The following is a 19,616-nucleotide window of genomic DNA, read 5'->3' as shown; positions in this document are numbered from 1 at the left end:
TCACTTGACCACGCCGCGCGACCTCAGGTCGCGTAGCCGCTCATCGTCTATGCCGATACCAGCCAGAACCTCTGCGGCGTGCTCCGACAATATCGGCGCGCGTCGCCTGATTGATCCCGGTGTTTCGGTCATCTTGATCGGCACGCCAGCAACGCCGAATTCGCCCTCGCAACCTGGATGCTCCAGCGCGACGATCATGTCTCGCGCAATGAAATGCGGGTCTTGCGCGATGTCGGCGGCCGTATAGACCGGCGCGAACGGCACCTGTCCGCCGAAGATCGAGAACAGTTCGTGCTTGGTCCGCGACAGCGTAAAATCCGCGATGGTATCGTAGACGAGATCTTGATGCCGCCGCCGCGCCTCCTCGGTGGCCAAGCGAGGATCGGATGCCATTTCGGGTTTGCACATCAGGGCGCACAAGCGGCCCCAGAAGGCATCGGTATGGCAGGCCAGCGTCAGGTGGCCGTCCTTGCAGGGGATGATGCCAAATGGTGTCAAGAATGGATGCCGATGCCCTTCGGGCTCTGGCACTTTGTCTTCGTAGGAATGCTGATAAACAATCCGCTCACAGAGGGACAGCACGCTGTCCACCATGGAGACATCGACAAACTGCCCTTGGCCCGTTTGTTTCGCACGATAGACGGCGGCGAGCACACCGACAGCACACATCATGGCTGGCACGATGTCACCGACGCCCGGACCTATCTTGGCCGGTTGGGCCGCGCTCGCGCCGGTGATGCCCATGATGCCGCCCATCGCCTGCGAAATCACGTCGTAGGCCGGCCAATCAACGTAAGGACTACGCCCCGTGCGCGGATCACCGAAGCCGCGCACCGCTCCATAGACGAGTCGGGGATTGGCTTCCCGCAACACCTCGTACGACAGCCCAAGCCGGTCCATGACGCCCGCTCTGTAGTTCTCTATGAGCACATCCGAGCGCTTAACCAGATCGATCAATATTTCTCGCGCTTCGGGCTTCTTCAGATCGAGACCGACAGAGAGCTTGTTTCGGTTGACGCTTTGAAAATAGCCTCCGAATGCGCGAAGCGTGTCGTCGGGACGATAGGGGCCTACCGTACGAACGTAATCACCGTCCAACGGCTCGATCTTGATCACCTCGGCGCCCTGGTCGGCGAGCAACATTGACGCGTATGGGCCGGCGAGCATCAAGGTCATATCGATCACCCTGAGGCCAGCAAGAGCTCCGTCGGACTCACTCGCCACCATTACGTCCTCCAGTGCGACCGCTTCTTGACCAACACCTGCCGGTCGCCCTCGAACACGACCTTGTCATTCTGATTGACGCCCCAGTGATGGAAGATGAGGACGCCGGCGTCGGCGCGTTCGCTATCCTGCTTCTCGAGAACTTCGGTGAACGCATAGAGCGTGTCGCCGTGAAACACTGGCTCCTTGAAGCGGATGTTGGTCATCGCCAGCTCAGCCAGCGCATTCTCCGACGTGTCCTGACTGGACATGCCGATGATCAGCGAAGCGGTCACGCCGCCGAACTGAAGCCGCTTCTTGAACATGGTGTCGCGCATAACAAGTTCATCGAAATGACCCGAGGCTGTGTTCATCACCATATTCGTGATCAGAACGTTCTCGAGCGGCTCGATCGTCTTGCCGCGCCGATGGCGCAGCACTTCACCCACCGTGAAATCCTCGAAATAGTTGTTGTTACTTGTCAGGTCGGCAGTCTTCATCGTTTGCTCCGTCCAAGAATATTGTCTGAGATGATCCGCAGCTGGATTTCCGAGGTGCCCTCGAATATCTTGGTCAGGCGGGCATCGCGCCAATAGCGTTCAACCGCATGCAGCTTGGTGTACCCGGCGCCGCCGTGGATCTGGAGCGCCTCGCTCGTGACGCGCTCCGACATCTCGCTTGCGAACAGCTTGGCCATTGACGCCTCCTTGTCGCAACGTCGACCGCTGTCGATCTCATCGCAGACGTAGTACATGAGCTGCCGGGCCGCCTCGATCTGGCTGGCCATCTCACCGATCTTGAATCGAATTACCTGGAAGTCAGATATCGGATTGCCAAACTGAACGCGTTCCTTGGCATAAGCGATTGCGTCCTCGAGACCCCCACGCGCAAGTCCGATCGAACGAGCCGCGGTATGTGCACGCGGCATTTCGAGACCGCTCGTGGCGTAGTAGAACGCCTTACCTTCCTCGCCGATCAGATTCTCTTTCGGCACACGAAAGTTGTCGAAAGCAAGTTCCCACGTCTTGAAACCGAAATATCCGATCTTGGGAATTGGCGCGCCGTTCACGCCGGGCGGCAATTCGCCTCGCTTCTTCGGGATCATGAACATGCTGATGCCGAGGTGGCGACGATTTGGATCGATTTCGGATGTCCGCGCCATGACCATCAGATAGTCGGCACCGTCAGCGAACGTGCACCAGTACTTGTTTCCGGTTAGTAGATAGCTGTCGCCATCCTTTCGAGCGCGGCAGGTCAGACTTGCAATGTCCGACCCAGTGTTCGGCTCAGACATCGCGAAGGAGCCGAGCATCTCGCCGCGTGCGATTTTCGGCAGATACGCCTGCTTCTGCTCGTCGGTCATCGCGGTCCAACCGATCATGCCGTTGCCGCGGGCGATGAGGCTGGCCACGCTCATCCAGGCGCGCGCCAGCTCTTCCGTTATCAGGCAGTACTCGAAGCTGCCTAGCCCGAGCCCGCCATACTCCTCCGGCATGACGATTCCGAAATAGCCCATCTCCGCCATCTTGTCGCGCAGGGACATCGGTATGTCTTCCTGCAGCGGATCAAGCTTGTTAGCGATCGGAAGAACCTCGCGCATAGCGAACTCGCGCGCAGTGTCCTGGATGAGACGTCGCTCCTCGGTCATGTAGGACATGCTCAATCCTTGGCCGTCGGTCGTGTATAAATGAGATTGGTGCGCTTGAAGTCGACCACGAGGTGGCCGTGCTGATTGAAGCCCTTGGTAAGCCAAGTGCAGATCGCCTGTTGCGGATTTTTCGACGACAGACGAGTGGCAAGCACCGTCGACGTGGCGGTCAGCGTGTCGCCGGGATAAACCGGCGAGTGGTAGGTCAGGTCGTCGACACCTAGAAACCCGGCCCCGTTCTCACTAAGGTCCTCGACCGAGAGGCCGAACACTGTGTTGAACACAAGCATCGGATTCACTTGCTCACGAGGATGACCATGAGCAAATGCAAACTCGCGATTGAAGAAAAGAGGATTGAAATGCAGCGTGAGCGTTGAGAAGAGCGAATTGTCGCTTTCGTTTATCGTACGACCCCAGTGGTGCACAAATTCGCGACCGATCTCGAAATCCTCATACCAATGGCCCCGCTGACGCTCGACCGCTCTCTTCCGAAATTCGGCTTCCATCCTTCTTTCCTTACCGTTGCTCATGAACCAATCGCGAAGTGAGATGTTTCAGGTCGGCTTGCTGCTCAAGCGACAGAATGTCGGCGGCAATGTCATCCGCTCGGCGAAGATCGAAGACCGGACCGACAAGCAAGCGGAATTTAGCAAGAAGCCTCGTTTGCTGCCGACCGAGATCTTTCTCCGGCAGACCGGAATCGTGAACTCCGGTCAGAACCCGACCGTCAGCCAGCTGCACCGTCACCTCGCTCCGCGTCAAAGGCCAATCGCGCGCGAACGTCACCTCGACCTTGTCCCGCAACGCCTGCAGCGCAGGATCCCTTGCGTTAGCGTCATCGAAATTGGCGACCAAGGCCGTATCGATCCCAGCCAGCGTAAGAGCGGCGATCATGCGAAGTGAAAATTTGATTTCGAGGCCGGTAGTCGGGCGAGCAATATTGCAGATTGCGTCCGCTCCGGCGTCGTGACGTAAGGTTACCTTGACTACATCGGAGCCAAAAAATTGGTGCTCCACCTGTAGAGCGCGCAGCGCTTCGATCGCAGCGTGCGTCTGATGGCAACATGCGTGATACTTAAACAGATTATCGACGATATGATGCTTGCCGCTGCTGCTCGAAAACTGATGCACGGGGCGTCCGTCGTCCGCATGCGTTGCAACAAACCCGTTTGCGCACTCAAGCACATCGGTTCTGCTGCTAAACCCGCGCGCGGCCAGTTCCGCAGCAAGCAGACCGCTTTCACCGGCCTTTCCCGCATGGAGCGGCTTACACATGGTCCCGAACATGGACTTTAGCCCGGCTGCTTGCGTACCAGCGATGCCAAGCGCCGTCGCAACAGCTTCGGGGTCAAGGCGACAGAGATGCGCACACGCCGCTGCAGCGCCGAAGGTACCTATGGTGCCGGTCGCATGGAAGCCGCGCGCATAGTGACTAGGTGAAACTAGCTCGCCGACTTCGCATTCCGTCTCATATCCCGTCACGAATGCGGCAATCAGGTCGCGACCGCTCGCACCACGGCTCTCCGCGAGCGCCAAAGCGGCGGGCAGGACGGCAGCCGTGGGATGGCCCATCATCCTGATATTCACATCGTCGTAGTCAAGCGCGTGCGACGCGGCACCGTTAACGAGCGCTGCCTGGCGCGGAGAGGCGCCGCGACTGCGTCCGATGAGAGTGGCACTGTCGTTCCCGCCCTCAGCAGCAACCTGTTCAGCAAGTATCGTGGCCAAAGGCTCGTGAGCGCCCTGTACTGTCAGCGCCACCCAATCCAGGATGCAATGCTTGGCAATCGCAACTACGTCCGCCGGCAGATCCTCGTACCTCAACGTCGCAATGCGATGCGCCAGCGCCCGGGTCATGCCGGATTCGACGTCGGAACGACGAAATTGCTTATTCATCAGACGTCACCCTTTCTTAGGCGTTACCGTCGCGAGCAAGGTCAGCGCGCTCACCCGCCCCGACCGATTGTCGGACAACCATGAAACACCTGTGATCGCCGCGACCTGACGCGGAGACCTCACCGCAATCCCGACAACGCGTACGCGTCCTCTGCGTGGATCAAGCACCGGCACACCGCGGATGTTGCGCATGCCGCCGCGAACGACCGCGCCCCCGCTGAAGACGGGCGATGTTTGCGACCGACCGCACGAGACATCTCCGACCAAACCACCAAACGCTTTCGTCATTTTTGTAACGTTATGAGTTGGCAACTGCCCTGTCAATATGCCCCTTGCTGCCCTCGGTCGCAGCCCTCTCTGGACGTTATGCCCAACCGCCCGGTCGCCGTGGAGGTTAGCAATCCAGGATAATACCTCGCATTTACAATATGATATGCCGATACAGCATCAATCGGCGCCGCTCGCTATCCAGGCCGCCCTCCCTGAACCACAGCGAAGGAAGCCAGCGCTCCCCTTCTGGGCAAGTTATTCCTTCTAAGATTTTTTTGTATCGTTACAAAGTGATATGGTTCGAGAATCGCTTCGGATGGAGGCCGCCTTGAAACGGGCAAAGAAAACTACGGGCAAGCCGACAATCCGGGATGTCGCCAAAGCGGCCGCGGTATCTCAAGGCACAGCGTCTAGGGTGATCAATCAGTTGCCCGTCAAGCCAGCGCTTAAGGCACGTGTCGACGATGCCATCAGTAACTTGGGTTACACGCCAAATGCTCTCGCCCAGGGAATGCGACTTAGATCCACCCGCACCATCGGCATCCTAATCCGCGATTTCTCCGTTCCCGGCTTCGCCAGCTTCGTAAAAGTGGCACAGAATATCCTGTCCGACGCAGGCTACGTGCTGATGTTGGCAGGCTCGGAGGATCGTCCCGAACGCGAGAGGGAGATATTGAACGCATTCATTGGTCGCGCTGACGGGCTAATTTTGAGCACCAGCTCGTCTAACAATAGTTTCTTCGCCAAGCCTGGGACGAATCTATCTCTCCCTGTCATTATGCTTGATCGAGAACCAAGCGAGCAGCAGGACGCGATCCTTATCGCCCACCGCGAAGGCATGCATCGTGCGTTGCGACATCTCTTCGAACTGGGCCACCGGCGCGTCGCATTGATCACTGGTAACCCAAGTTTGCGTCCGGCCCGAGAGCGCATTCTAGGCTATCGCGAAGCCCACATCGAACACAGCATCGAGATTGACGAAGCTCTTATCCGAACTCGCAACTTCTCTAAGGAATATGCTCTAACGGAAACGACTGCCCTACTCGCAAGTAACGACCGGCCGACCGCAATTATAGTCGGCGGCGTTGCGATGCTGCAGGGGGTGCTTCGTGCCATCAAGATTTGCAATCTCCGAATCCCGGAGGATATTTCCCTGATCGGCGGCACCGATCCGGAATTGGCCGAACTGGTCGTGCCGTCTGTAACGGTAATAGAAGTGGACTATCACGCCATCGGGGTCGAGGCGGCGCAACTCCTGCTCGATCGCATCAACAACCGGATCGACGCTTCTCCCCGCATCATCAAATTCGATTCTACACTCATCATCCGACAGTCCTGTGCAGCCCCGTCGCCACGGCCGGCGCAGACCGAACAACGCAAAGGTGGCGCGCCAGCTGATCGTGCCATTTGAGCATCGAATGCAAATGCCGGCGCGCCTTGCGATACGCTAGAGTTCTCCATTCACTTGGGCTGCCCCCAGTCAGATCGCACGCCAGCGCAATGGCGCGTCTAGCCGCTCGTGCGCGCAGTGGCTCTTCTGTCGACTTGCAACGGACCTGCGGCAATTGGACGGGAACTCGCCGCCCTGTACTCGGCTTTAAGCTGACGGCAGAGTCTTGCAGTCAAAGGAATGTCTTGGATATTCCCAACGCCATGCCCAGCAGTCCAGATGTCTTTCCAGCGCTTCCGCGTCTCTGCAGCCGCTACGATTTTGCCAGGCAGCGTTGTGCGGAGAACGTCGAGATCAACCCCAGCTGCGAGCAGGCTTTTGGTCAACCAGTTGGCGGGAGCACCGTCGATGGACGCGCTGAAGAAAACATCCGTCGCACTCGACGCGACAATCATACGTTTGTGATCCTCCGGTGCCGCGGATTCAACGGTGGCGATGAAGCGGGTCCCGATATAGGCAAAATCCGCGCCCATTACTTGCGCCGCGAGGACGTCGCGCCCCGTAGTCATTCCGCCCGCCAAAGCAATCGGTCCGTTGTGGACTTGGCGCAATTCGTTCATCAGAGCGAACGGATTGATAGTTCCCGTATGGCCGCCTGCACCACCTGCTACGGCAATAATACCATCGACTCCGGCCTCAAGAGCCTTCTCAGCGTGACGCCTACTTGCGACGTCGTGAAGGACGAGACCTCCGTAGTCGTGGATACGCTTAACGATGTCGGTGGGTGCCCCTTTTGAAGTCAGCACGACCGGCACTCGATACCTGATGCATTTCTCGAGATCGTCGGCCATCCGGGCATTGGACGGATGGACCACCAGGTTGACTGCGAACGGAGCAATCTTATTTCCGCTCGCCTCGCCACGAAGGCGCTCCAACCCCTCAATCGTTTCGATCAGCCATTCCTCGAAGATGTCCGAGGTGCGTGCGGTATGAGCGGGAAAACTACCCATGACCCCTTCTGAGCAAGCGGCCAGCGTCATCGCAGGCGTCGACACGAGAAACATTGGCGCCAGTATAAGAGGAATTTCAAGCTGATTGACCAATTCGTCCGCGTTCACGAGGACCTCCAATTCTGATTGCGTTATTGTTCGAAAGGTTCCGAGCGAGTGACGCCCAACTTAGCTAGGTGCTGTAGCGCCGAATCGTCCAGTCCGAGAACTTCCCGCAGCACTTCTCCCGTATGCTGGCCGAGGTCCGGTGCGTCGCGACTAATGTTCAACTGAGCGCCATCGAAACCGTAAGGCCGCCCCTTCACGACCTCACCGTTTTCACGCCAAACGAGCGTTTGCCCCGCGAGCTGCCGCTCTCGGATCAGGGACGCACCATCGCGCACCGATGCCGCAGCCAAGCCAGCGGCTGTGAGCACATCCACAGCCTCGGACGCTGGACGAGCAGCACACCAGGCAGCCAAACGATCACTTAGATCCTCATTTCCGCCGACAATCGCGCGACAATGATCAGCATCGGCGCCATTCTCAATCGTGAGTGCGATCCAGCATCCATCCGAAGCCCGAAAGCAATCCTGAAGGATCGCAGCTTCGGCGGCATTGCCTTTTCTAGGCAAATCGGGGCGCGCCACTTCGACTGAAGCGGCAAGAATTTCCTCGCCGATCAGAAAGCTTGTCAGCTCCCGTTGTGACATGTCGAGCAACGCACCCTTGCCGGTGCGCCGCACTTCACGCAGTGCGGCTATGATCATACCTGTGGCAAAAAGAGAGGCGACTTGATCCGGATAGTTCACGTGCGGTCCACTAATGACCGGTTTATCTCCGTCATACCCTGTGAGCGCGGCGACACCGCCCATCGCCTCCAGAGTTGATCCGAACGAGGTATGAAGCCTGTATGGCCCGGTCTCCCCCTGGCTGGATATTGATGCGTAGACAATGCGAGGGTTGCGGGCTGCCATCGAAGCGTAGTCGAGCCCTAGACGCTCAAGCACTCCACGACGGAAATTCTCCACGACGACGTCGGCAGTCGCAATCAAGTCTTGCACGACACGTCTGCCTTCTGGCGTCTTCGCGTCGACCGAGACACCCCGCTTATTGCGATTGGTGAACCGGAACTGAGGCGACCGGTTCCACCACCCTGGGCCTTTACTGCGATCGCCTCCCATCGAACGGAACAGATCCATAAAGCTCGCGGATTCGACCTTGATAACCTCAGCCCCCAGATCGGCCAGCATGGCCGAGGTATTTGCGCCTGCGGTCAACTGACCAAAATCGATCACACGAATGTTTGCGAGAGGCCTCACGGTACACCTTTTCTGGACGCTTTGAGATTCGCGGTCAGATATGACTGCTCCAAAGCACCGGCAGTCGGGGAGCCCGCGCATCGCTGACCGACATATCGGCGAACGGCACGATAAACTCTCGAGCGCTGTTCTGCGGATCATCAACAAGATCTGCAGGACTGCAGACAGGCCCAAGAGGGACCCCACGTCTTTGCGCCTCGCCATACACTTCGGCACGCGTCCGCACGGCGAACCAAGGCTTCATGTGCTCATACAGCTCACTGATATGCTTCAACCGCCCTTCGCGTGTGGCAAACTTCTGGTGATGCAAGGCAGGACTGTCCACCAGGTCGCGCAGATTGTCGAACTGGGTCACGGAGAAGACGACTGCGATCCATCCATCAAGACACTGCACAACCTGAAATTCAGACTGACTGCCTTGACGGCTTGGTGGCTTCCCTTTTTCATCGATACCCGCAATCGCCTTCCAGTTCACCCACATCACCGTTTCTACCAGGGAGACCCGTGCAGGCGGCGGGCGCCGACCGGCATCACGTTCGCTGAGCAGCGCCATCAGCGCGGTAAACACAGATAGCCCTGCCGAATACGACGCCTGATGACCGCCAAAACGCAAGGGCTTGCGATCAGGCTCCCCTATCATGTCTAGCAATCCACCAGCTGCAAGCGCCGTGAATTCTGACAACCTTGCGGCTGTGTGAAACCCCGCCGGCCAACCTGCTATCTCGACGAGCGCGACAGGACGCCCAACGAAGGTCGACCTCAACTTGTCGCCTTCTTCTAGCAGGACGCCGTCAACCTGCGCGCTTAAGAGCTTCTCCACCGCTGCCTCCGAGGCCGCTGACTCGCGCGGCATCAAAAGCGTCACCTTCCCCGCGTTCAAAAACTTGTACAGAGCGCTGCGTTCACCTTCAGGACCGCTTGGAACGAACGGTGGCAAGTATCGGACCGGATCACCACCGCACGGTTCGAGCTTGATTACCTTTGCACCAAGTTCCGAAGCGATCTTGCCCGCAAAGGAAGAAGCCAAGCGGAGGCAGAGTGGCGCATGCGCGTGGCCAACCTCCAGTATGACGGTGCCCTCGAGCGGCTTGATATTTTTGAGCACGGCAGTCTGAGCGCTGTTCTTTGTCATGAATTGCTGATGGATCGGGCGGCTATGTCGTGACAGCGAAAGGATCAATCATCTCATTCGGCTGACTTGAATACTTATGGATCAAATTCAGACCTGTTGACATCCTGGCACTGTGAACATCACATTTGTGATTGAGCGACCAAACTCGGGGTCCAAAGTGTCAAAGCCGCGCAAAGCTGATGTCCAACCAATCAAGTCTGCAATGCGGACACTCGCCCTGCTGGAGTATTTTCGGCGCACGAAGACGTCTGCCTCAGTTACAGAGATATCTGCTGCTCTTGGATATCCGCAGTCAAGTACGTCCGTTCTGCTGAAGAGCCTCGTCTCGCTCAACTATCTCGAATTCGACGTAGAGACGCGGCGATTCATACCAAGTTACCGGGTGGCTCTACTTGGCGACTGGATCCAACGCGCCCGCTTTGGCGATCAGCGTATAACAGACGTTATGGACCTCCTTCACCGCGATACCGGAGAGACGGTCATGCTCGGGCAGCAGATCGGCGTCGGATTGCAATACCTCCACGTGGTATTACCCGCAAACTATCGCATTCAGTTTACGGTCCATATCGGCGAAATCCGACCGATGTCCCGCACGGGGCTTGGGCAGATGCTTCTGAGCCGCAAGACGAATAACCAGGTTCGCGCGATCACCAGGCGCAACAATGCTGATGAGCAATATGTACCTTGGTATTTTAGGGAAGCGGCTCTCATCCAGGAGATGGAGGCAATCCGTCAACGTGGCTACTCCGAGACTAGAGGACGCACAACTCCCGGGGCCAATACAATTGGCATGCTCGTCCAGTCGTCAGGCAAGAGCTTACTGGCGCTCGGCATAGGCGGTCCGATTGATCGCATGGATTCCAAGCGGCAGCATATTATCGACACCTTACGGCGTCGTCTCGGAATGAAGTCCTAACGAGGTTGATACGTGGAACATAAGCGATGACTTAACTTGGTCTCCTAGGCCCGGCCACGCATAGCGTCGGAACGCGAAATTGTTCAGCCGGTCAAGTCGCCTTATCTCAAGTTCTCATTCGTTCAAATACATCGGGGTTAACCACATTTTCCGGGGTTCCTTTAGCATAAGCGACAATCTGGTCGAAGATTCCGGAGAACTGCATCTCATATTCCTCGTGCGTAACGTAGCCAATGTGCGGGGTAGCAAGAACATTCGGCAAAAGAAGTAGCGGATCCGACGGATCAGTCAGTGGCTCCCGCTCGAAGACATCGACAGCTGCCAACCCCGGCCGGCCCATCCGCAAAGCCGCAACCAATTCATCTGGCTCTATCAGCGCTGCGCGGCTTGTATTCACCAACAGCGCCGTTGGCTTCATGCGCGCGAGGTCGTCTGCCCTGACGATATGACGAGTCTCATCGACAAGCCGCAGATGCAGCGAAAGTACGTCGCTCTGCTCGAAGAACTCCGCCTTGCTTTCGGCCACCGCAAAGCCCTCCTGACGAGCACGGTCACGAGAAGCCTCCCGTGCCCAAACCAAGACATTCATGCCGAAGACCCGACCATAGTTCGCGAGCTCGTGTGAGAGACTGCCCCAACCAAATAGACCAAGTGTCTTGCCTCTCAGCATGGAGCCAACGCCGGCCTGCCATTGTCCAGCTTTGAGTGCTGCCGCCTGCTGCGGTATCTGGCGCATAGCAGCGAGAATCAGCGCCCATGTTAGCTCGGCCGTAGCGTATGAAGGCTTCCTTTCGGAAGACACGACGATGCCGTGCCGGGTGCAGGACTCGATGTCAATATGCGGCCAGACGCTGCGCTGGCTAATAAGCCTGAGTTTGGGGAGGCGATCCAGTAAAGAAGCCCGTATCTTCGTGCGCTCACGGATCAACACTAGTGCTTCGGTTTTAACGAGCCGCTCGACGAGAGCGTCGTCATCTTGCACGTGGTCGTTCCAAATCGTCACCTGATGACTGGCAAGCTTGGCGAAGCAAGGAAGCGTACGCACCGTATCGTGGTAGTCGTCGAGGATGGTCACGTTCATGCTGAGATGCTCCTACCTGTCTGCCTGCTAAGCTCTTCCTATCGAATAGTTGGTTGGTTTTTCACCCTCGAACCACGACAAATCACATATGTGATGGTTGCGGATTATCGGCTCCAGCTCTCTTGTTCGCCTGTATTCCTCTGCGCAATGTCTGCTAATCCCAATAAAAAGCCCTGCGAGAGGAGGAAAATATGTCGACCAGGTCCATGACTGTCATTCGCGCATTTGTAATAGCGGCTGCTGTATTCTGCGCGAGAGAGACCGTTGCGCAAAAGAAGTACGATCTCGGTGCGAGCGACACCGAGATCAAAATTGGCAACATCATGCCCTACAGCGGGCCCGTTTCTTCCTATTCCGTAATCGGAAAGACCGAAGCGGCATATTTCAACAAGATCAACGCTGAGGGTGGCATCAACGGCCGCCAAATCAAACTGATCTCCTATGACGACAGCTATAGCCCTCCAAAGGCGATCGAGCAGGCTCGCAAGCTTGTCGAGAGCGACGAAGTGCTCCTGATCTTCCAGCCTGTCGGCACACAATCAAATTCGGCGATCCAGAAATATATGAACGCAAAGAGAGTGCCTCAGCTCTTCGTCGGCAGCGGCGCGACCAAGTTCGGCGATCCGAAGAAATTTCCATGGACGATGGGCTGGATGCCTAACTACCAGAGTGAAGGACACATCTACGCGAAGTACATCCTAGATCACTTTCCGGACGCCAAAATCGCAGTATTCTGGCAGAACGACGACTCCGGCAAAGACCAGTTCAAGGGATTGCGCGATGGACTTGGCGACAAGGCCAGCATGATTATCGCCGACAAGTCCTATGAAGTGACCGATCCGTCGGTTGATTCGCAGATCGTTACGCTTCGCGATTCCGGTGCCGACACTTTCTTTTCGCTGGCCGCCCCCAAAGGATCTGCGCAAGCTATCAGGAAAGTCGGCGAGATCGGCTGGAAGCCGAGGTTCTTCGTAGCGAATGTGTCGACATCCGTGGCTAGCGTCCTGAAGCCGGCCGGCCTGCAGTTTGCGAAGGACATCATATCCACTGCCTATCTGAAGGATCCAACCGATCCGGCCTGGCAAGACGACCCGGGTGTACATGCGTGGCGGTCTTTCATGGACAAGTACTACCCGGAGGGTGACAAGTCGGACTGGAATACTCTCTATGGCTACGCGGCGGCGCAGACCATGGTTCAGGTGCTCAAGCAATGCGGTGATGACCTCACGCGAGAAAACATCATGAGGCAGGCGGCCAACCTGAAGGACTTCTCGAGCGACATGCTGTTGCCCGGCATCAAAATCAACACAAGTCCGGACGATTTTTTTCCGATCGAACAGATGCAACTCATGAAATTCGATGGCCAGGCTTGGCAGCGATTTGGCGACGTTCTTACGGGTGACCTTGGCGGGCGCGCCGGTCAATAATGGGAGACGGCTAAGCACAACTTTTGATCCGACCTGAATCAAACTAATCTAAACCCCACTGCGCAGGCATCGCAGGACGGTTATCTTAGCTTTGCAAAGGTCAGGCCGGCTGCGCGCCAATCGCGGCTACCGCCATTGCGATCGACCGCGACAGTTCGTCGTGGTCGGTCGTATCGACGGCAAATTTGCTCTAAGAGTAGAGTGGCATGGCAAAGATGGACGCCGATGTGCAGGCGCAACGGCGCTTGAGAGACGCGCTTCGACCACTAGCGGAGAACGACACGCGGAGCCTCCTTGAAGGTACCGAACCTTCGGTCATCACGGGTTTCGTGGTCAGACATCGCGAGACTATTCGCGAATTATCGGCACCGGCGGCGGCCCTCGTTATAGTGATCGAGGGGCGCAAGGACGTTCTTTGGGGCGCCCACACTCGGTCCTACAGCGCCGGTGAGGCATTTGTCTTATCGGCGGGTACGCGCGTCGACGTGGTAAATGAACCGGACCAAGCCAGCGGCGTCTATCGTGCGCTGGTCGTCCGGTTTTCCCGCGAGCTGGTCATCGAGGCGGCGAGGCTCTGGCCCCAATTGATGGGCAAGCAGGTAGATTCGGGCTCAGCGATCGAGGTCGGCCCCGCGTTATGTTCGGCGATCATTCACAGCGCGGAAGCTCTGGCCGGCCCTACCACGCTGTCTCGGCGTGCGGTTGATCATAGAATCCTGGAGATCCTTCTTATTCTTGCGGAGCAAGGCGCACTGCGGCTAGCCCCAAAATATGTCGAGGGGTTGGTCGCCGACGCCGTCCGCCTAGTCGTTCGTCATCGCCTCGACCATTTATGGTCCGCAAAGTCGGTGGCTTCCCAATTGTCGATATCCGAGGCCACGCTCCGCCGCCGCCTGAACCAAGAAGGATGGTCTCTCCGCGTCCTACTGCTCACGGAGCGAATGAAGGCAGCATACGCAATTCTATCGGATCGCGACGCCGACGTGGCAGAAGCGATCGCCGCGACAGGCTACACTTCGCGGTCTCATTTTGCCCGACATTTCCAGGAGGCATTTGGTGTTACGCCATCCGCGGTGCGCAAGAACCGCAACAAGCCCGCAGTTGCTTGATCGTTTTCGGTTCAATTGTGAGCGTTTCCGGACCACGCGGCTCCTGGCCATTCGATATTTTCGTCGGGAAATCAACCGAGCGAGATGATCGAAAATGGATCGATTGGTGAACACTTGGAAAACCGTGGCCGTGGCAATTGGGCTGTCCATCATTTCACAGATGGCGTTGGGCGCTGACGCCGGCCTAACAGTGCGGATCGACGACCTCGACGGCGGGGGGCGGTTTGCCGACAGCGCCGCGTTCTGCCCGCCCGGCAGCGGCTCCAACAAGGATGTCAGTCCTGGCGTCTCATGGTCCGCGGGCCCAACGGGGACGCAGTCCTATGTCGTGTTGATGACAGATCCGGACGTGCCGCAGGATTTCGGCTTGATCAACAAACCTGGTGTCACGATTCCTACCGAAGCACCGCGGATCTCTGTCTTCCACTGGGTTCTAACGGACATTCCGTTGACGATCACATCGCTTGCGAAGGGGATCGAGAGCGAAAAGCAGGTGCTTGGAGGGAAGCCTGTGGGCCCCACATCGCACGGTCTCAGAGGCGCTAACGCCTATACAATGTTCTTCGCCAACGTCAGTGGCATGTCGGGAACCTACGGCGGGTATGATGGCCCCTGCCCGCCGGTGAACGACGAACGCATCCATCGTTACACGATTCGGGTCATCGCATTGGACGTCAAAACGTTAGGCCTGACCGGCGCTTTTGACGGCGAAGCTGTCGAAAACGCGATGGGCGGTCATGTGTTGGCCAGCGGAAAATCCATCGCGACCTATACGCTGAACCCAGCTCTCATCAAGAAAACAGGCGTGAATTGAAGCGTCGCAACCGCACGACGCCTAGTGCTTTCGGGCCTCTGCTCGCGAACGAATGGACGGAGTTCAAACGTGCACCTCAATCTCGAAGCGGCAGAACGTGTCCGCAATAAACAGGCGACGTATTGCCGCCATCTCGACACGAAACAGTTCGACAAGTGGGAGACCATCTTCAAAGCGGACACACCGATCATCTTTTACAACGCCGACAATTCCATTTTTGCAGAATTCAATTCCGTCGCCGAGCTGGCGTCAATGACTCGTCGTGGCCTATTCGCGACGACTCGGACAATCCACCAGGGCTACATCTCGGAAATCGAGTTCAGGTTCGAGACCCAAGCCACTCCGATCCAGTCGAAAGAAGATGGACACATCGATACACCGGACGGCGCTACTGCGCCCAAGACGATGCACGGCTACGGTTTCTACTACGAGACGTGGGAGCTAGCGGACGGCGAGTGGAAACTCGCCAGCCTCGAACTTCGGCGCAACTTAGTCACTCACAGCCATCCCCAAAGCCGCTAGCGCCTATACGCGAATAAGCGGCGACCTGCGCCCTTCGTGCACATGCCGGACCGCAGTTGGATTGAATTCCAACTCGCAAGCGCTCCAGAACAGACGAGCATGCAAGCCCTGTCCTAAGCTTTAGCAAGCCCTAGACTAGCGTCTAGCGGGATTCCAGGACGCCCGCCCTGCAAACCGATACGGCTTTTTTACTGCCGTGTCCGGCCCTCGCTAGTTAGACACGACTGACACTCACTCTGCCGAGAGATTTAGAGCTCTCCTAGCGCCCAATACCGTCATGACCTTTCGATCGACAATGTATTTTCTTATGATGTGTCCCGCTGGGGCCTCGCCGCCCGCAATTCCGGAAACTCAGACTGCATAAAGTCGGAGAATGCACGGGCTGATGGCTTCGCAGCTCGCCCCGCTGGAATTACCACGTTGACGTCTACCGATCCCATCTCCCAATCCGGGAGCACGCGCACCAACCGGCCTGCCTCCAGTTCATCGATCACACTGAGATCTCCGGTTGACAGGATGCCGAGTCCGCCGACCGCTGCCGCAGCAGCTGCGTCCATGCCGTTCAGCACGAAGCGTCCCTCGACGCGCAACGAAATGACCTCGCCACGTCGCCGGAACGTCCATCCCTCGATAGCGCGGGCGGCGGGGCCAACGATGATCGCGTGGTCCGAGAGGTCGCCGGGGGAATATGGAGTCCCTGCCTTGGCCAGATACACGGGCGATGCGACGACGATGCGTTGCACTATCCCGATCTTGCGCGCTAGGGCCGTAGAGTCGTCGAGTCCCCCAGTCCGTAAAGCGACATCGACCGATCCGCCCACAAGATCTTGCCGATCGTCGCTGAGAATGAATTCGACTCGTAGCTTTGGATGCCGATCGGTAAAGCGAGCCAGTCGCGGCAAAACACCTCGTATTGCAAAGCCTGCAGATGCAGCGACGCGAAGGGTGCCGCGCAGCTCACCGGTGCCACGGGCTGCGTGATCGGCCTCTTCGAGAGCTCTTAGGATGGCCTCGGTACGAGACAAATAGTCTGAACCTGCCTCGGTGAGCGTCACGGCTCGCGTGGTTCGAACCAGGAATGCCGCGCCAATCTGCTTTTCGAGTTGGGCGATGATCCGCGACGCCGTGGGCTGCGAAATGCCCATTTCGCGCGCGGCGACCGAAAAGCTTCCGCTTCTCGCGACACGAGCAAAGAGCTGCAAGGAGAAGAATCTATCATTCATTCAGAAATTGAATTTAACAAATTTGGCTCTCAAGTCTACCGCGAGCTTCCGTGCGGACCAATTTCATTTCGATGATCGCCGTGGGGTACGGGACATGGCCCATCCATTGGATGTGCTGTTCTAGCTTTATGCGCTCAGTGCAATTCAATGCAGCAAACCTCTGCCAAAAGTAGACCGCAGAGACATCTCGACGACTACGTCCCTCTTTGAGGCGACGAGCAGCAAAGAGAAACGGAGATTGCCATGGAAATGAGAACACTCGGCCGAGTTGGCCCTCGGGTATCCGCAATAGGCCTCGGGTGCATGCGAATGTCGGGTTTCGCCGGTCCAAAGTCAGGCGCCGACGAAGAAGGTATCGCGACGATCCAAGCCGCCCTAGACGCGGGTATCAGCTTGTTGAACACCGGCGACTTTTATGGAATGGGACACAACGAGCTCCTCGTCAGTCGGGCGATTAAAGGTCGTAGGGACCAAGCGCTCATCAGCGTAAAATTCGGCGCCCTTCGTTCTCCCTCTGGGCAAATGTTGGGACTTGATGTTCGGCCAAACGCCGTGAAGAATTTTGCAGCCTACTCGCTTCAACGACTTGGCATCGATGCAATAGATATTTACCAGCCTGGCCGCATCGACCCGGCCATTCCTATTGAGGAAACGGTTGGCGCCGTTGCCGACCTCATCAAGGAAGGTAAGGTTAGGTATCTCGGATTGTCCGAGGTCAATTCTGACAATATTCGTCGTGCCCACAAAGTACACCCGGTTACCGCCCTTGAGATCGAATATTCCCTTGGCGCTCGGTTCATCGAGAAAGAAATATTGCCGACCGTGAGGGAGCTCGGCATTGGGCTGGTGGCCTATGGGGTAGTTGGTCAGGGGCTTCTTACCGGTTCGGTACAAAACGATTTGCCGCTAAGTGACCCTCGCCGTCAGTTTCCGAAGTTCGACCAAGCGAATCTCCCGAGGAATTTGGAAAAGGTTTCTATCCTTGAGCGCATGGCGCGCGATAGGAACTGTACTGCGGCACAATTGGCAATAGCATGGGCGCTGTCTAGAGGCGACGACATCGTACCACTCGTCGGAATGAGTGAACGTACGCGTGTGGCGGAAAATCTGAAGGCCTTTGATGTGCGGCTTTCCAAAGAAGATCTCGCTGATCTAGATCAGACCTTTGCGTTGGGCGCTATCGAGGGAGATCGCTATCCCGCCCAGGTGAAGCATCTGGTCGCCCAATAGAGACGCTTGTCTCGGAACCGCTTCGCTCGAAGCAAAAGCCCCCGAAGCGAAACCTAAGCTCAGCGTGGCATGGGAGCAGAAAGTTGCAATTGATGTATGAGAAACAACATGGCTGACGTCTTGATCTCGACGCCGCACCACAAGCTTAAGTGTTACTTGTCCGTACCAGAAGGCGACGGCCCTTGGCCCGGCGTCATAGTGCTCCATGATATCTTTGGTCTCAGCGACGTGACTCGCGAACACGCAGATTGGCTGGCTAAGGAAGGTTACCTTGCAGTAGCTCCAGACCTGTTCTCCTGGGGCAACCGCCTACGTTGCATCCGTGCGTTGATGGTCGATCTGGCAGCGCGCAAGGGAGCATCGTTCGATGATGTCGATGCCGTCCGGCAGTGGCTCGAACACCGCCAAGATTGCACCGGCAAGACCGGGGTGATCGGCTTCTGCGCGACGGGCGGCTTTGCAATCCTGCTGGCTGCTGGCCATGGCTATTCGGCCGTAGCACCGAACTACGGCCAAGTTCCAAACGATATCGATGCGATCCTTAACGGCGCCTGTCCGATGGTCGCCAGCTTCGGCGGTCGCGACCGAACGCTCAAAGGAGCGGCGGCCCGGTTGGAAGGCGCGCTCGAGCGGCACCAGATCGACCACGATGTCAAAGAGTACCCCGACGCGGGGCATTCGTTCCTTGACGATCACAAGGGCCTGTTGGTCGGAGTGCTCGGTGCCGTCATTGGAGCCGGCTACAAAGAAAAGGAAGCGACTGACGCGCGAGGCCGCATTCAGACCTTTTTCGCGCGCCACCTCGCCTAATTTCCGGTGAGTGGGGTACCCACCCCTCACCCATCAGGCACTCGTCACCTAAACAACATAGGCCGCCAGGTCTCTGCACAAAACCGCGGCTCCCCACACACAACTACGACAGGATACTACCATGAAAGGCCAGCTCCCTATCATCGCCGCCATCGGCCGTATTGTTATCGCCGCTCTTTTTCTGATGAGCGGCCTCGGAAAGCTCGGTGCGCCCGTCGCCACCCAAGGCTACATCGCGACAGTCGGTCTTCCGTTCCCACTCCTTGGCTATGCTGTTGCAATTCTTGCTGAGGTTGGCTGCGGCTTTCTTCTTTTGATCGGCTATAGAACGAGCATTGTTGCCGCGCTTCTCGCGGTCTTCACACTCGCAACGGCCGTTTTCTTTCACAACAACTTCGCCGACCAGAACCAGATGATCCATTTCTTGAAGAACATCATGATCGTTGGCGGCCTACTGCAGGTCGTGGCCTTCGGTGCTCCAGCATTGAGCCTGGACGCACGACGCGCTGGCGCTCGTCTGGCCCTTGCCAGGTAAGGGCGTCGTCTGACAGCGGTCTTGGTGTCGCTGTATCGTCGAGCGAATTCTTAAAGCGGGCGGCAGTCGACGCAGGTCTTCTGAAGGGAAGTTGCGATG

General features: G+C 57.4%; 19 protein-coding genes. 9 read left to right on the top strand and 10 right to left on the bottom strand.

All coding sequences use genetic code 11. The annotated features are described in order from the left end of the window. The 5 genes from ACLFLU_RS17330 to ACLFLU_RS17310 are packed head-to-tail and all read right to left on the bottom strand — an operon-like array spanning position 1 to position 4,747. On the bottom strand, positions 1 to 1,176 hold the full coding sequence (locus tag ACLFLU_RS17330; RefSeq protein ID WP_426413370.1) for a CaiB/BaiF CoA transferase family protein: 1,176 nt from the start codon (positions 1,174 to 1,176) through the stop codon (positions 1 to 3). Positions 1,177 to 1,226: 50 nt separating this feature from the next. Then, positions 1,227 to 1,703 (bottom strand): MaoC family dehydratase, encoded by a 477-nt coding sequence (locus ACLFLU_RS17325; RefSeq protein ID WP_426413369.1) that lies wholly within the window; start codon positions 1,701 to 1,703, stop codon positions 1,227 to 1,229. Then, a complete protein-coding gene (locus ACLFLU_RS17320; RefSeq protein ID WP_426413368.1) occupies positions 1,700 to 2,956 on the bottom strand; it encodes an acyl-CoA dehydrogenase family protein in 1,257 nt (418 codons plus the stop codon). Before ACLFLU_RS17320 ends, ACLFLU_RS17325 begins: the two co-directional genes overlap by 4 nt. Continuing rightward, a complete protein-coding gene (locus ACLFLU_RS17315; RefSeq protein WP_426413367.1) occupies positions 2,863 to 3,381 on the bottom strand; it encodes a MaoC family dehydratase in 519 nt (172 codons plus the stop codon). The genes ACLFLU_RS17320 and ACLFLU_RS17315 overlap by 94 nt, the downstream gene beginning before the upstream one ends. Continuing rightward, positions 3,368 to 4,747 carry an MmgE/PrpD family protein gene (locus tag ACLFLU_RS17310; protein ID WP_426413366.1) on the bottom strand — a complete coding sequence of 460 codons (1,380 nt, stop codon included), beginning with the start codon at positions 4,745 to 4,747 and terminating at the stop codon, positions 3,368 to 3,370. The genes ACLFLU_RS17315 and ACLFLU_RS17310 overlap by 14 nt, the downstream gene beginning before the upstream one ends. A 598-nt stretch (positions 4,748 to 5,345) precedes the next feature. On the opposite strand from ACLFLU_RS17310, the gene ACLFLU_RS17305 reads away from it, so the two are divergent. Beyond that, the gene (locus tag ACLFLU_RS17305) at positions 5,346 to 6,428 is read left to right on the top strand and encodes a LacI family DNA-binding transcriptional regulator (RefSeq protein ID WP_426413365.1); all 1,083 of its coding nucleotides are present in this window, start codon (positions 5,346 to 5,348) and stop codon (positions 6,426 to 6,428) included. 98 nt (positions 6,429 to 6,526) lie between these two features. Here ACLFLU_RS17305 and ACLFLU_RS17300 read toward each other — a convergent pair whose 3' ends face one another. From ACLFLU_RS17300 to ACLFLU_RS17290, 3 genes are read right to left on the bottom strand one after another with little or no spacing between them, the layout of a single operon-like run. Further along, positions 6,527 to 7,525: an NAD(P)H-dependent flavin oxidoreductase gene (locus ACLFLU_RS17300; RefSeq protein WP_426413364.1), complete on the bottom strand. Its 999-nt coding sequence runs from the start codon at positions 7,523 to 7,525 to the stop codon at positions 6,527 to 6,529. 23 nt (positions 7,526 to 7,548) lie between these two features. Next, a complete protein-coding gene (locus ACLFLU_RS17295) occupies positions 7,549 to 8,694 on the bottom strand; it encodes a CaiB/BaiF CoA transferase family protein (RefSeq protein WP_426413363.1) in 1,146 nt (381 codons plus the stop codon). Between the two features lie 58 nt (positions 8,695 to 8,752). Continuing rightward, entirely contained in the window at positions 8,753 to 9,850 is a 1,098-nt protein-coding gene (locus ACLFLU_RS17290) for a CoA transferase (RefSeq protein ID WP_426413362.1), read from the bottom strand. A 157-nt stretch (positions 9,851 to 10,007) separates the two neighbouring features. Between ACLFLU_RS17290 and ACLFLU_RS17285 the strand changes: the two genes are divergently transcribed. Next, complete coding sequence (locus ACLFLU_RS17285; RefSeq protein ID WP_426413361.1) at positions 10,008 to 10,766, top strand: IclR family transcriptional regulator; 759 nt, start codon at positions 10,008 to 10,010, stop codon at positions 10,764 to 10,766. 106 nt (positions 10,767 to 10,872) lie between these two features. Here ACLFLU_RS17285 and ACLFLU_RS17280 read toward each other — a convergent pair whose 3' ends face one another. After that, complete coding sequence (locus tag ACLFLU_RS17280) at positions 10,873 to 11,847, bottom strand: D-2-hydroxyacid dehydrogenase family protein (protein ID WP_426413360.1); 975 nt, start codon at positions 11,845 to 11,847, stop codon at positions 10,873 to 10,875. Between the two features lie 206 nt (positions 11,848 to 12,053). On the opposite strand from ACLFLU_RS17280, the gene ACLFLU_RS17275 reads away from it, so the two are divergent. The 4 genes from ACLFLU_RS17275 to ACLFLU_RS17260 all read left to right on the top strand — a co-directional run bounded on the left by ACLFLU_RS17275 (position 12,054) and on the right by ACLFLU_RS17260 (position 15,719). Next, positions 12,054 to 13,274: an ABC transporter substrate-binding protein gene (locus tag ACLFLU_RS17275; protein WP_426414012.1), complete on the top strand. Its 1,221-nt coding sequence runs from the start codon at positions 12,054 to 12,056 to the stop codon at positions 13,272 to 13,274. A 206-nt stretch (positions 13,275 to 13,480) separates the two neighbouring features. After that, positions 13,481 to 14,383, top strand: a complete 903-nt coding sequence (locus tag ACLFLU_RS17270) for a helix-turn-helix transcriptional regulator (protein ID WP_426413359.1) — start codon at positions 13,481 to 13,483, stop codon at positions 14,381 to 14,383. Positions 14,384 to 14,477: 94 nt separating this feature from the next. Next, a complete protein-coding gene (locus tag ACLFLU_RS17265; protein ID WP_426413358.1) occupies positions 14,478 to 15,197 on the top strand; it encodes a YbhB/YbcL family Raf kinase inhibitor-like protein in 720 nt (239 codons plus the stop codon). Between the two features lie 69 nt (positions 15,198 to 15,266). Then, positions 15,267 to 15,719 carry a nuclear transport factor 2 family protein gene (locus ACLFLU_RS17260; RefSeq protein ID WP_426413357.1) on the top strand — a complete coding sequence of 151 codons (453 nt, stop codon included), beginning with the start codon at positions 15,267 to 15,269 and terminating at the stop codon, positions 15,717 to 15,719. Positions 15,720 to 16,024: 305 nt separating this feature from the next. Here the strand turns inward: ACLFLU_RS17260 and ACLFLU_RS17255 are convergent, their stop codons facing one another. Then, a complete protein-coding gene (locus tag ACLFLU_RS17255) occupies positions 16,025 to 16,942 on the bottom strand; it encodes a LysR family transcriptional regulator (protein ID WP_426413356.1) in 918 nt (305 codons plus the stop codon). A gap of 309 nt (positions 16,943 to 17,251) precedes the next feature. Between ACLFLU_RS17255 and ACLFLU_RS17250 the strand changes: the two genes are divergently transcribed. The 3 genes from ACLFLU_RS17250 to ACLFLU_RS17240 all read left to right on the top strand — a co-directional run bounded on the left by ACLFLU_RS17250 (position 17,252) and on the right by ACLFLU_RS17240 (position 19,517). Beyond that, a complete protein-coding gene (locus ACLFLU_RS17250; RefSeq protein WP_426413355.1) occupies positions 17,252 to 18,172 on the top strand; it encodes an aldo/keto reductase in 921 nt (306 codons plus the stop codon). Between the two features lie 108 nt (positions 18,173 to 18,280). Beyond that, positions 18,281 to 18,982, top strand: a complete 702-nt coding sequence (locus ACLFLU_RS17245; protein ID WP_426413354.1) for a dienelactone hydrolase family protein — start codon at positions 18,281 to 18,283, stop codon at positions 18,980 to 18,982. Positions 18,983 to 19,103: 121 nt separating this feature from the next. Beyond that, positions 19,104 to 19,517 (top strand): DoxX family protein, encoded by a 414-nt coding sequence (locus ACLFLU_RS17240; protein ID WP_426413353.1) that lies wholly within the window; start codon positions 19,104 to 19,106, stop codon positions 19,515 to 19,517. Positions 19,518 to 19,616: the final 99 nt, after the last annotated feature.

Source organism: Bradyrhizobium ganzhouense, from assembly GCF_049949285.1.
GTDB classification, from domain to species: Bacteria; Pseudomonadota; Alphaproteobacteria; order Rhizobiales; family Xanthobacteraceae; genus Bradyrhizobium; species Bradyrhizobium ganzhouense.
This window is presented reverse-complemented; position numbering and strand designations above follow the sequence as displayed.